The sequence below is a fragment of the Bacillus sp. 103mf genome (assembly GCF_900116295.1).
Lineage (GTDB): Bacteria > Bacillota > Bacilli > Bacillales > Bacillaceae_G > Bacillus_A > Bacillus_A bruguierae.
The window spans coordinates 940076-953510 of sequence record NZ_FPAF01000001.1 but is presented as its reverse complement, the minus strand read 5'-3'; the positions used below and the strand labels follow the sequence as shown (position 1 = coordinate 953510).

14 protein-coding genes are annotated in these 13435 nt (G+C 36.9%); 13 read left to right on the top strand and 1 reads right to left on the bottom strand.

Annotated elements, in window-relative coordinates; all coding sequences use genetic code 11:
- The first annotated feature begins 37 nt into the window (after window positions 1-37).
- From alaS to BM350_RS04810, 13 genes are all read left to right on the top strand, one after another.
- On the top strand, window positions 38-2680 hold the full coding sequence (gene alaS / locus BM350_RS04870; RefSeq protein WP_090916811.1) for an alanine--tRNA ligase: 2643 nt from the start codon (window positions 38-40) through the stop codon (window positions 2678-2680).
- A 73-nt stretch (window positions 2681-2753) separates the two neighbouring features.
- Window positions 2754-3020, top strand: a complete 267-nt coding sequence (locus BM350_RS04865; RefSeq protein ID WP_035434175.1) for an IreB family regulatory phosphoprotein — start codon at window positions 2754-2756, stop codon at window positions 3018-3020.
- Window positions 3021-3023: 3 nt separating this feature from the next.
- Entirely contained in the window at window positions 3024-3437 is a 414-nt protein-coding gene (gene ruvX, locus BM350_RS04860; RefSeq protein WP_090916809.1) for a Holliday junction resolvase RuvX, read from the top strand.
- Window positions 3438-3449: 12 nt separating this feature from the next.
- Window positions 3450-3737: a DUF1292 domain-containing protein gene (locus tag BM350_RS04855; protein ID WP_090916807.1), complete on the top strand. Its 288-nt coding sequence runs from the start codon at window positions 3450-3452 to the stop codon at window positions 3735-3737.
- A 230-nt stretch (window positions 3738-3967) separates the two neighbouring features.
- A complete protein-coding gene (gene mltG / locus BM350_RS04850; protein ID WP_090916806.1) occupies window positions 3968-5038 on the top strand; it encodes an endolytic transglycosylase MltG in 1071 nt (356 codons plus the stop codon).
- Between the two features lie 197 nt (window positions 5039-5235).
- Window positions 5236-5883 carry an O-methyltransferase gene (locus BM350_RS04845; protein WP_090916804.1) on the top strand — a complete coding sequence of 216 codons (648 nt, stop codon included), beginning with the start codon at window positions 5236-5238 and terminating at the stop codon, window positions 5881-5883.
- Window positions 5884-5889: 6 nt separating this feature from the next.
- Window positions 5890-6819 carry a peptidase U32 family protein gene (locus tag BM350_RS04840; RefSeq protein WP_090916802.1) on the top strand — a complete coding sequence of 310 codons (930 nt, stop codon included), beginning with the start codon at window positions 5890-5892 and terminating at the stop codon, window positions 6817-6819.
- A gap of 17 nt (window positions 6820-6836) precedes the next feature.
- Complete coding sequence (locus tag BM350_RS04835; RefSeq protein WP_090916800.1) at window positions 6837-8117, top strand: peptidase U32 family protein; 1281 nt, start codon at window positions 6837-6839, stop codon at window positions 8115-8117.
- Window positions 8118-8134: 17 nt separating this feature from the next.
- Window positions 8135-8773 (top strand): uridine kinase, encoded by a 639-nt coding sequence (gene udk, locus BM350_RS04830; protein ID WP_090916798.1) that lies wholly within the window; start codon window positions 8135-8137, stop codon window positions 8771-8773.
- A gap of 280 nt (window positions 8774-9053) precedes the next feature.
- Window positions 9054-9530 (top strand): transcription elongation factor GreA, encoded by a 477-nt coding sequence (greA, locus tag BM350_RS04825; protein ID WP_090916796.1) that lies wholly within the window; start codon window positions 9054-9056, stop codon window positions 9528-9530.
- Between the two features lie 249 nt (window positions 9531-9779).
- Entirely contained in the window at window positions 9780-10484 is a 705-nt protein-coding gene (locus tag BM350_RS04820; protein ID WP_090916794.1) for a hypothetical protein, read from the top strand.
- 95 nt (window positions 10485-10579) lie between these two features.
- Window positions 10580-12337, top strand: a complete 1758-nt coding sequence (locus tag BM350_RS04815) for a peptidoglycan D,D-transpeptidase FtsI family protein (RefSeq protein ID WP_090916792.1) — start codon at window positions 10580-10582, stop codon at window positions 12335-12337.
- Window positions 12338-12421: 84 nt separating this feature from the next.
- Window positions 12422-13066 carry a YrrS family protein gene (locus tag BM350_RS04810; protein ID WP_090916790.1) on the top strand — a complete coding sequence of 215 codons (645 nt, stop codon included), beginning with the start codon at window positions 12422-12424 and terminating at the stop codon, window positions 13064-13066.
- Window positions 13067-13100: 34 nt separating this feature from the next.
- On the opposite strand, the gene BM350_RS04805 is transcribed toward BM350_RS04810, so the two are convergent.
- Window positions 13101-13316 carry a YrzA family protein gene (locus BM350_RS04805; protein ID WP_090916788.1) on the bottom strand — a complete coding sequence of 72 codons (216 nt, stop codon included), beginning with the start codon at window positions 13314-13316 and terminating at the stop codon, window positions 13101-13103.
- Window positions 13317-13435: the final 119 nt, after the last annotated feature.

The following is a 13435-nucleotide window of genomic DNA, read 5'->3' as shown; positions in this document are numbered from 1 at the left end:
TTCACTTTAATTGATTTTAATGAAGGAGGAAATACATATGAAACACTTAACAGGCGCACAAATTCGTCAAATGTTTTTAGATTTTTTCCAGGAAAAAGGACATGCAGTAGAACCGAGTGCATCATTAGTTCCGCATGAAGATCCATCTCTTTTATGGATTAACAGTGGTGTTGCAACGCTGAAAAAATATTTTGATGGCCGCGTAATTCCGCAAAACCCACGCATTACAAATGCGCAAAAATCAATTCGTACAAACGATATTGAAAACGTAGGAAAAACAGCTCGTCACCATACATTCTTTGAAATGTTAGGAAACTTCTCAATTGGTGATTACTTCAAAGAAGAAGCAATTACATGGGCTTGGGAGTTTTTAACGAGCGACAAATGGATTGGATTCGATAAAGAATTACTATCTGTTACCATTCATCCAGAAGATGAAGAAGCATTTATGATTTGGCATGAAAAAATGGGTGTACCAAAAGAGCGCATTATTCGCTTAGAAGAAAACTTTTGGGATATCGGTGAAGGCCCAAGTGGACCGAACACAGAAATTTTCTACGATCGCGGAGAAGCTTACGGTAATGATTTTAGCGATCCAGAATTATATCCAGGCGGAGAAAATGAGCGTTATTTAGAAGTATGGAACCTTGTATTCTCACAATTTAACCATAACCCTGACGGTACATATACGCCGCTTCCAAAGAAAAACATTGATACAGGGATGGGTCTTGAGCGTATGGCATCTGTTGTACAAAACGTGCCAACGAACTTTGACACAGACTTATTTATGCCAATTATCGGTGCAACAGAAGTTATTTCTGGTGAAAAATACCGTGCTGGTAACCATGAACAAGATACAGCATTTAAAGTAATCGCTGACCATATTCGTACAGTAACATTTGCAGTTGGAGACGGAGCGCTTCCTTCTAACGAAGGTCGAGGTTATGTATTACGTCGTTTATTACGCCGCGCTGTACGTTATGCAAAGAAATTAAACGTTAACCGTCCATTTATGTACGAATTAGTACCAGTAGTTGGTGAAGTAATGAAAGACTTCTATCCAGAGGTTCTGGAAAAGAAAGATTTCATTGCACGCGTTGTGAAAAATGAAGAGGAGCGTTTCCATGAAACACTTCATGACGGCGAGGCAATTTTAGCTGAAGTGATTGGAAAAGCAAAAGAAGAAAAATCAACTGTTATTTCTGGCGAAGACGCGTTCCGTCTATATGACACATACGGATTCCCGGTTGAGTTAACAGAAGAATATGCAGAAGAAGCTGGCATGACAGTTGATCATGAAGGTTTTGAAGCAGAAATGGAAAAACAACGTGAGCGCGCACGTGCAGCTCGTCAAGATGTTGATTCTATGCAAGTACAAGGCGGCGTTCTTGGTGAAATTAAAGTAGCGAGCGAATTTGTTGGTTACAATACAGTTGGGACAGAAAGTAATGTTGTTGCACTTGTGAAGAATGGTGAGTTCACAGATAGCCTGCAAGTTGGTGAAGAAGGACAATTAATGTTAGATGTAACACCATTCTATGCTGAGAGCGGTGGTCAAATTGCGGACCGTGGTTACATTTTTGCTGATGGCGTAAAAGTACTTGTAAAAGATGTGCAAAAAGCGCCAAATGGTCAAAACTTACACAAAGTAGTTGTAGAAGAAGGAACATTAACGAAAGATGCGGCAGTAAAAACGGTAATTGATACGAAAAACCGTGGGGAGGTAGTGAAGAACCATACAGCAACTCATCTTCTGCATCAAGCATTAAAAGATGTTCTTGGTGGACATGTAAACCAAGCGGGATCTCTAGTAACATCAGAACGTTTACGTTTCGACTTCTCTCATTTTGGTCAAGTACAAGCTGATGAACTTGAAAAAATTGAGCGTATTGTAAACGAGAAAATTTGGGAAAGTATCACAGTAGATATTTCTCAAAAAGCAATTGAAGAAGCAAAAGCGATGGGTGCAATGGCCCTATTCGGTGAAAAATACGGAGATGTTGTACGTGTTGTACAAGTAGGTGATTATAGCTTAGAGCTTTGCGGCGGTTGCCACGTAGATAACACAGCATCTATCGGTATTTTCAAAATCGTTGCTGAATCTGGTATTGGAGCAGGAACGCGTCGTATTGAAGCAGTAACAGGAAAAGCTGCATATGAATTAATGAACGAACAAGTAAGTTTATTAAAAGAAGCAGCAAACAAAATGAAAACAAATCCGAAAGACATTTTAACAAGAGTGGATGGCTTATTTACTGAAGTAAAACAACTGCAAAAAGAAAACGAATCTCTTGCAGCAAAACTAAGTAACATTGAAGCTGGTAACTTAACAGATGCAGTGCGTACAATTGATGGTGTAAATGTACTTGCGACAAAAGTTAATGTTGCAGATATGAACAACTTACGTACGATGATGGATGATTTAAAGAATAAATTACAATCCGCAGTTATCGTACTTACAGCTGTAAATGATGATAAAGTTAACATTCTTGCTGGTGTAACGAAAGATTTAATTGAAAAAGGATACCATGCTGGTAAACTTGTGAAAGAAGTGGCATCTCGCTGCGGCGGTGGCGGCGGTGGTCGTCCTGATATGGCACAAGCTGGCGGTAAAAACCCAGCACAAGTAGAGGATGCACTTGTATTTGTAGAAGAGTACGTTAAATCTGTTTCAAAATAAAGAGATAGTAGTGTACAATAGTAGGGAGAAGGAATATCTTTCTCCCTATACCTAGTAAAGTGAGGTGCTTAAAATGGACGGATTCGATAAAACGATGAAGTTTAACTTCCAAGAAGAAAAACAAAATGTCCATGTCAATGACGTACTATTAACTGTGTATGATGCACTTCAAGAAAAAGGATACAATCCGATTAATCAAATCGTCGGTTATTTATTAAGCGGCGATCCGGCATACATACCTCGTCATAAAGATGCTCGCAATATTATTCGTAAGCTAGAACGTGATGAATTGATTGAGGAGCTCGTAAAGTCTTACTTGAAACATCATCGTGAGGAGTAGTTTATGCGTATATTAGGTTTAGATGTTGGTACAAAAACAGTTGGTGTTGCAATAAGCGATGAGATGGGCTGGACGGCGCAAGGTTTAGAAACGATTAAAATTAACGAAGAAAGAGGAGAATTTGGTTTTAATCGTATTTCTGAATTAGTAAAACAGTACAATGTGGACAAGATAGTAGTAGGATTGCCAAAGAACATGAATGGAACAATCGGTCCGCGCGGCGAAGCTTGTCAGCAATTTGCAGAAAAATTGCATGAGCTTGTGCAATTAGAAGTTGTACTGTGGGACGAACGCTTGTCAACAATGGCAGCAGAGCGCCTGCTCATTTCGGCAGATGTGAGCCGAAAAAAACGAAAGCAAGTCATTGATAAAATGGCAGCTGTCGTGATTTTACAAGGATATTTAGATAGCAAATAAGAGGTGACCATAATGGAAGAAAATCAAATTACAATTGTTGACGAAAAAGGTAACGAACATCTATGTGAAATTATTTTCACTTTTGATGCTGAGAAATTTGGTAAAAAATCTTACGTAGTATTCTCACCAATCGGTGAAGTTGACGAAGATGGAGACCCAATTTACGATGCTATGGCTTACGAGCAAAATGACGATGAGTCTGGCGGTACATTACTTCCAATCGAATCAGAAGAAGAGTGGGAAATGGTACAAGAAATGTTTAACACTCTTGCTGATGAAGAAGAAGGCGAAGAAGAGTAATATGGTAAGTACAAACAAACTGATTTCATATTGAAATCAGTTTGTTTGATTTGTAAGGTAAATGAAAGATTTTTTTATCGAAAGCATACCGTTCTTTGTAGTATAATAGTACAGATTGTAGAAAAAAGAAAAAACATGTCTAACGGTAGACATGTTTTTTAATATTCCGTAGATTTTGTATAGGGTAGGCCCGTGCAGTCTATAATTGGGAGTAAGGAGGAAGTACGGTAGTGGATCAAAGGAAAACAAAAAAACGAATACGAGTAGTTGCGGTCATTTTCATTGCATTGCTTGTTGTGTGCGGTGGTGCATATGCGTATGTTACATCAGCTTTAAAACCACTAAATACAGCAAGTAAACAGGAAATTGAAGTGGAAATTCCAAAAGGTTCTTCTACAAGTAAGATTGGAGAGATTTTGGAAGACAAAGGAATTGTGAAAAACGGGACTATATTTAGTTTTTATGCAAAAATGAAATCAAAAAATTTACAAGCCGGTACATATTTGTTAAACCCATCGATGAATGTAGAGGAAATAATGGGACAAATGTCATCAGGTAATGTACATCGCCCAGTTGTTTATAAAGTGACAGTTAAAGAAGGCGCACAAGTTGTTGAAATTGCAGATACAATTGCAAAGGAATTGAAATGGAATAAAGAAGATGTTGTTCGCCAACTAAACGATAAAGCGTTTGTACAAAAATTACAACAGAAATACCCTGTTTTATTAACAAATAAAATTTTTGATGCAAATATTAAATATCCATTGGAAGGATATTTATATCCAGCAACGTATTCTTTTTATAAAAAGGACCTAACGTTAGAAGAAATTATTATTTCAATGTTAGAGAAAACAAACAAGCTCATTGTTGAAAATGAGCAGAAGATGAAAGAGAAAAAGTGGGATGTTCATCAATTATTAACTTTATCTTCACTTATTGAAGAAGAAGCAACAGGTTATACAGATCGTCAAAAAATTGCAAGCGTGTTCTATAATCGTTTAGCGAAAGGAATGCCTTTGCAAACAGATCCAACAGTGTTATATGCATTAGGTAAACATAAAGAGCGTGTATTATATGATGATTTAAAAGTAAACTCTCCGTATAATACATACGTTATAAAAGGGTTACCAGTTGGACCAATTTCGAATTCTGGTGTAAAATCAGTACAGGCAGCACTTGAACCTGCACAAACAGACTATTATTATTTCTTGGCGGCACCGGATGGCCAAGTATACTACGCTAAGACATTAGAAGAACATAACGCGTTAAAACAAAAATATATTACACAAAAGCAATCGTAAATTTTTTGAGGGAAGCGAGAAAAATTCGCATATCCCTCTTTTTTATGATAAAATATACCGGGTTAAAAACTGGTAGAAGAATCGTTTTTAATATAGAAACGGGACGTACAAGCTAAGGATAGAGCGGGCTTGTATTTTTCTGTCCACATAGAGACAATATTCTTTTTTACTTCTCCATGCGATAAGGAGGACTATCTATGGAGCAACAAGATGTAGTTTGTGAATATTTGCTGTCTTTTATCGATCCAAAAGATGAGCTCATTCTTGAGATGGAACAGTATGCACGTGAGCATCACGTACCAATTATGGATCGCCTTGGCATGGAATTTATGTTGCAATTTTTGCGTTTAATTGGGCCAAAGAGCATATTAGAACTTGGTACAGCAATTGGATATTCTAGCATCCGCATGATGCAAGCCATTCCAAATTCAAGCATTGTGACAGTAGAGCGAAACGCAGATCGATATGAAAAAGCACTTGAATATATAAATCGTTCCCCAGTAAAAGAGCGCATTTCTGTTATTTTTGGAGATGCTTTAGAAACAGGGGAGAAAGTAAAAGAACATGGCACATTTGATGTTATCTTTATTGATGCAGCAAAAGGACAATATCGTCGCTTTTTCGATATATATGAGCCGTTATTAAATCCTGGCGGCGTCATTATTTCAGATAATGTATTATATCACGGTCTTGTGACGACAAAGGAACACATTGAAAATAGACGTACACGCGGTTTAATTAGACGAATTAAAACGTATAACGAGTGGCTCATGAATCATGAAGGATATGATACAACCATCTTCCCAATTGGTGACGGAGTAGCAGTGAGTAAAAAGAAAGGGTGACAGGCAATGAAAAAACCTGAGTTGTTAGTAACGCCAAGAACAGTGGCGGATATCGAATCACTTGCAAAAGCAGGCGCAGATGCAGTGATGATTGGTGAACAAAAGTTTGGCTTACGTTTAGCCGGCGAATTTTCTCGCGAAGATGTAAAAGAAGCGGTAGCGATTGCACATGAAAATAATATGAAAGTATATGTCGCAATGAATGCAATGTTCCACAATGAGAAAGTAGAGGCTTTAAAAGATTACGTTTCATTTTTACAAGAAGTAAACGTAGATACGGTTGTATTTGGAGATCCAGCTGTATTAATGACGGTGCGTGAAGTTGCCCCAAATATGAAAATGCATTGGAATACAGAAACAACGGCAACGAACTGGTTTACATGTAATTACTGGGGACGTAAAGGTGCAAAGCGCGCTGTGTTAGCTCGTGAATTAAGCTTAGATGCAATTGTTGAGTTAAAAGAACATGCAGAAGTAGAAATAGAAGTACAAATTCATGGTATGACATGTATGTTCCAGTCGAAGCGTTCTTTAGTAGGAAACTACTTCGAATATCAAGGTCGTGAAATGGAAATCGAGAAGAAGAAATACGAAGAAAACATGTTCTTGCATGATGCAGAGCGTAACAATAAGTACCCAATTTATGAAGATGAAAACGGTACGCACATTATGAGTCCAAATGACATTTGCTTCATCGACGAGCTAGAAGAGTTAATTGATGCAGAAATTGATAGTTTAAAAATTGAGGGTGTATTAAAAAGCTCTGAGTATATCATTGAAGTGACAAAGAAATATCGTAAGGCGATTGATTTATGTGTAGAAAATCGCGACGCATATTACGATGTGAAAGACGACTTATATAAAGAGATTGAGGAATTACAACCAGTAAATCGTCCGTTAGATACAGGGTTCTTCTTTAAAGAAACGGTTTATTAAAATAGGAGGTAACGCACATGAGTTTTCAAGAAATTTCACGCGTCATTAACGGAAAGCGTGTTATTGTAAAAAAACCTGAGTTATTAATGCCCGCAGGAAACCTAGAAAAATTAAAAATAGCTATTCATTACGGCGCAGATGCTGTATTTTTAGGAGGACAAGAATTTGGTCTTCGTTCGAATGCAGGGAACTTCACGTTAGAAGATATGGCTGAAGGCGTTGAATTTGCAAAGAAGTACGGTGCAAAAATATATGTTACAACAAATATCTTTGCTCATAATGAAAACATGGATGGGTTAGAAGAATATTTAAGAGGGATTGAAAAAGCAGGTGTAACAGGTATAATCGTTGCAGACCCTCTTATCATCGAAACATGTAAGCGCGTAGCTCCTTCTGTGGAAATTCATTTAAGTACACAGCAATCATTATCAAACTGGAAAGCGTCCCAGTATTGGAAAGAAGAAGGATTGCACCGCCTTGTACTTGCTCGTGAAGTAAGCTATGAGGAAATGAAAGAAATTAAAGAAAAAGTGGATATTGAAATTGAAGCATTTATTCATGGTGCGATGTGCATTGCTTACTCTGGAAGATGTACATTAAGTAATCATATGACAGCGCGTGACTCAAACCGCGGTGGTTGCTGTCAGTCTTGTCGCTGGGATTATGATTTAATTCAAACAGTATCGCAACATAAAGAAGCACAAGAACTTCCTCTATTCCAGGAAGAGGATGCTCCGTTTGCAATGAGTCCAAAAGACTTAAATCTTATTTTATCAATTCCGAAGATGATTGAAATCGGAATTGACAGCTTGAAAGTTGAAGGCCGCATGAAATCTATTCACTATATTGCAACTGTGGCAACTGTATACCGCAAAGTAATTGATACGTATTGCGGGGATCCAGACAACTTCGAGTTTAAACAAGAATGGTTAGAAGAGCTTGATAAATGCGCAAATCGTGATACAGCTCCTGCATTCTTTGAAGGAGTTCCAGGGCACTTAGAACAAATGTATGGAAATCATAGTAAGAAAACAACGTATGATTTTGCTGGTTTAGTGTTAGATTATAATGAAGAAACAGGCATTGTGACAGTTGAGCAGCGTAACTACTTCAAGCCAGGTCAGGAAGTTGAGTTTTTTGGACCAGAAATTGAAAACTTTACACAAACGGTGGAAAAAATTTGGGATGAGGATGGAAACGAATTAGACGCAGCGAGACATCCGTTGCAAATCGTGAAATTCAAAGTGGATCGACCAGTGTATGTGAACAACATGATGCGAAAAAGCATACTTCAATAAGAAAGAGTGATAGTTGAATGGGGACGAACAAGCCTGTTGTAATTGGAATTGCTGGTGGTTCAGGATCAGGTAAAACGAGTGTAACAAAAGCAATCTTTGATCATTTTCAAGGTCATTCGATTTTAATTTTGGAGCAAGATTATTATTACAAAGATCAAAGCCATTTGCCAATGGAAGAGCGTTTAAAAACAAATTATGATCATCCATTAGCATTTGATAATGACTTGTTAATTGAGCACTTGCAGCAGTTGCTGGAGTATAAGGCAATTGAGAAGCCAGTATATGATTATACATTGCATACACGTTCGGAAGAAATTATTCCAGTTGCACCGAAAGATGTAATTATTTTAGAGGGAATTCTTATTTTAGAAGATCCGCGTCTTTGCGATATAATGGACATTAAAGTGTTTGTTGATACAGATGCTGACCTTCGCATCTTACGTCGTATGCAACGCGACATTAAAGAACGCGGCCGTACGATGGACTCTGTTATTGAACAATATGTAAATGTTGTGCGTCCAATGCACAATCAATTTATTGAGCCTTCTAAGAAATTCGCGGATATTATTATCCCAGAAGGTGGACAAAATCACGTTGCAATCGATATTATGGCCACAAAAATTGCAACAATTCTTGAAGAAAAAGTGAATTTGTAATAGCATAGTAAAAGATATCCGATAGGAAGGGATTTTCTCCCTTTCTATCGAATACAATGAAACATGCAACCTCACCCGCATCTAGGTGAGGGCATATTTATATTACCTTTCCATACATATCTTTTGGATATAAGGAAGAATTAAGGAAATACGGGGTTGTATGTGACAACTCCGCTAGTGCTGTGTGTACTAGAAACCTTCGCTATTTTATAAGGCGGGGGAGTTTTCATATGGAACTCCTCTTTTTTCGGGGGATCGGTATATAAAAGGAGTGGAAAACATGGCAACAGAAAAAACATACCCTATGACACTTGAGGGAAAACAAAAATTAGAACATGAGCTTGAACAATTAAAAACAGTAAGACGTAAAGAAGTTGTAGAACGTATTAAAATTGCGCGCAGCTTTGGTGATCTTTCTGAGAACTCTGAGTACGATGCAGCAAAAGATGAGCAAGCTTTTGTAGAAGGTCGTATTACACAACTTGAAAACATGATTCGCAATGCAGTTATTATTGAAGATAACGGCGAAGATTCTACAGTTGTAACACTAGGTAAGACTGTAACATTCAAGGAATTACCAGATGGAGAAGAAGAAGCATATACAATCGTTGGTAGCGCGGAAGCAGATCCATTTGAAGGTAGAATTTCTAACGATTCTCCAATCGCGAAAAGCTTATTAGGTAAGCAAATTGGTGAAAAAGTAGCGATTCAAACACCAGGTGGAGAAATGCAAGTAGAGATCGTCTCTGTAAAATAATAAAAAAGGTTCACTCTTAGGAGTGAACCTTTTTTATTTATCCCCCATTTCAAGATTCACAGTACCAAGTTTTATATCAAATAGTGTGATCAATAAAAAAGAAGGTGGAACTATCTTTGAAGGAATTGTTATTTTATTCGACAGAATATGACAATACAAGGACTTTCATTCTGATATTATAGTTGAAGAATTTCTTTACGTTTTGAATTGTAAAGGAATTTTAAAGGGGATAGGAAAGAGGGGAAGTTTATGAACAAAAAATTATTTGTAGCACTTACTTGTGGTGTTATGATGACAGGATTAGCTGCATGTGGATCTAATGATAAAACAAGTGCATCAAATGAATCGAAACCGAAACAAGAAGAAAAAAAGGAAGAGGCGTCTGCATCTTCAAAAAATTCGACTAGCGAAAAGGGAAAACAAGAATTAGGAAAAGAACAAAAGAGAGAGAAATTTGAAGATTTCGATCCAGCATATCAGTTAGCTATTGTAATGAGAATGTTTCAAGATGTAACGATCAAGTATGATTATGCGATTGGTAATCCAGAGTATTTGTTAAAGGGTACAATGGATCAAAAGACAATAGATGATATGAAGGAGATGTTACAAGAACAGGCAAAGAATAATGATAAGCTGTTCAAAGATGAAGTGAATCAAGCGTTTACTTTCTTAAAACAGTCTAAAATAAGTAATAAAGGTGAAATCCAAAAGCTAATTGACGCAGAAAATGATTATTTAAAGATAGTAGACAAGATGATTGTATGTATTGATTCTGTAACAGTTGAAAATGCAAGTGAAAAAAGAAATGAAATGAATGCTTTACATTCGGAATATTTAAAAGCGGCAACTCAAGTAACAACTGCTTCAATTGAGACTGCAAAAAATTCAGGAATAGATGAAGAGGACTATAAAACGATTCTTAAGAAATTTTTAAAGATGCCAAAAGATCAATAAAAACTATACAAGAAAAATATAAACGCTAATAATAGCTTGCTTTGTATAAAAAGAATGACACCTCGTCTAAACTGAAAAGACGAGGTGTTTTTTTTATGAAAATCAAGCGGAGAATAATCTTCATCTTATTATGTTTTATGTCCATTATATTATTACTAATTGGCAGATTGGTGCAAATACAGCTTATAGCTACTGAGTCATTTACAGATAGACATATTAATTTAATAGAAAAGAGTGTCACTCAGCGTACACAAGCAGTCACAGTGGACGACGGTAGGGGACGTTTTATTGATCGAAATGGAGAAGATCTTGGAGAAGAAAGATATCCAGTTTTAGTTGTTTTTCCATTTGTACAAATAAACAATGATATGTTAGAGAAAATAGCTCATATAATTGGTGTGTCTCGCAAAGATATTCAAGTGCAGATGAAAAGTAGAAGTAAACCATTTGTATTTCAAAAAGATAATCGTTCATTTCCATTAACAAAAGAACAAATGGAAAAGGTGAACCGTACCGGTATGTTAGGTATGGTAGCAACCGAAGTAAGAATGCAACGAAGCCGAGAAGCAGAGCACTTAATCGGTGTAGTCGGAGAAAATGAGAAAGAATTTAAAACGCGTTATGAGAAATTAAAAAAGTTATCTAGCAAAACTCCCATCGGTATTTCTGGATTACAACAATCATTTGATGAATTTTTAATAACTGACGGTGAAACGAAAGTGTTGTATCAAATAGATAGGCAAGGGGAGCCGATTTTTGGAGAACGTGCGCAATATATAGCGCCTGGAAACCCCTTTTATCCAGTTACGGTTCAAACAACAATAGACAAATGGTTGCAGCTAAAAGCAGAAGAGCTTATGAAAAAGCATGGGTTGCAAAAGGGTGGATTAGTATTATTGGATGTACAGGCGAGTGAAATTGTAGCAATGGTGAGTAAACCATCATTGCAGATGAACAATCAACATACATATAAACAGAGACTGGAAAATCAGATGCTAACACCGCATTTTCCTGGTTCTGTCTTTAAAACAGTTATTGCAACGGCAGTAATTGATAACGGAATGATTCAATCTCATCGTATGTTTAACTGCGATACAGATTTATATGGCGAATATGCTCCGCAGGTTATGATGGGAAAATTAAGCTTTACAGATAGTTTCTCTAGGAGTTGTAATAGAACATTTGCGTTACTTGGTGATGAATTGATGCGAAAAGATCAACATATCATGGAAACGTATTTAGGGGCGCTAGGAGCGAGTGAGACAGTAGGATGGGAAGGTCAATTGTTTCATACGCCTCGATTTAAACAATTGCTAGAAGAAAAGAAAGCAATTGTTTGGAATGAAGAAGAAACTAAGAGGAGTCATAAGGCAATTGCTCAAACAGCAATTGGACAAAAGGATGTGAAGATCTCTCCTTTAGCGATTGCCAATATGATGGCAACAATTGCGAGGGGAGGCGAAAAGAAAGAAGTAAAAGCTGTTCGAGATATTACATATAAAAATGGAACGAATTTATTTCATTTTGAAGATCATATGTTGGGAGGGAAAACACTCTCAAGTAGCACAATAAAGAGAGTACAGCAGCTGTTAAGAAGCGTTGTAACGGCACCGAACGGTACCGGCTCTGCATATCAATCGTTGCCATTTACAGTAGCGGGAAAATCAGGAACCGCACAAACAGGGAAAGAAAATCGTGAGAATCGTTGGTTTGCTGGTTATTTTCCGTATGAAAACCCTCGCTATGCGTTAGTTGTTGTTGATTTGGAGACGAATCGCCAAGAAAATGCTGTCACACACATTTTTGTTGATTATGTAGACGCTATTTATAAGTGGGAACAGCAGAGAAAGTAGTAAGAAATATAGTGATAGTTCTTCACCCTTTTGGCATTTGATGTTACAATAACAAGTATGAAAATCGTCATGGAGGTTTGAATGATGGCAGGTGGATCTAGATTTCAGCAAAAACAAGAAAAACGTCGTCAAAATGGTGTATTGAATATTGCAATTGCTATCGTACTATTAGCAGTAGTAATTGTAGCATATCAACTATTCTTTACTTCTGATAATACAGAGCAGGCTGCTTCTAGTGATAAAAAAGTAACGCAGCAAACTGAAAAAGAAAAAGAAGCCGCAAAAAAGAAAGAAAAAGAAGAATCTGCTAAGAAGAAAGACGAAGCAAAAGCAGCGGAACAAAAGAAAAAAGAAGAAGCAGCAAAGAAGAAAGAGGAAGAAGAAGCGAAAGCAAAAGAGAATGAAAAAGTATCCGCAGAGAAAACAATTGCACAAGCAAAAGAAGCATATACAAAATCAGCTTGGAAACCAGTTGGTACTGAGCAAGGGCAATCACCAGCAATGACGTTCCAACAAGGAAGCGTAGATTGGAATGAGATGAAAAAAGCGATTGCTTATGCAATTGATATCCCAGAAGATCAGTTGGTGATTAACCGAATTGGAAATAGCGGAAAACAGAAAGCATACGGTAGAGTAACAGATAAACAAACTGGAAACAAATATTATGTAAATATTGATTGGGTAGAGGATGAGGGCTGGAAACCAACGCTTGTTCAAACCCTGAATTAAAAAAGGAGAGAGGTGATAGAGCCTCTCTCCTTTTTTAACGCAATTTTTTAAATTTAAAGTGGACAACAGCGCTATAATATGGCCGTTTGCTTTCAGGATCCATTATCATTTGATGCGAAACGTGATGCACTTCTAGCATAAGTGCCTTATTATTATCAATTTGTTCATTGATTTTCTTTTCTAGCAATGCTAAGTTAGCTGCCTCGAAAAACTCAACTTTATCTTCTATCATTTCGAATGTAAACGACATGAAGAGCACCTCTTTCTGCGTGTTCATAGTTTAGTTTATCAAAGAAAATTAAGAAATACCATGTGCATTTTTGTTGACTTTTTAACGAATAAGGCATATTATACTGATAAATCCGATAA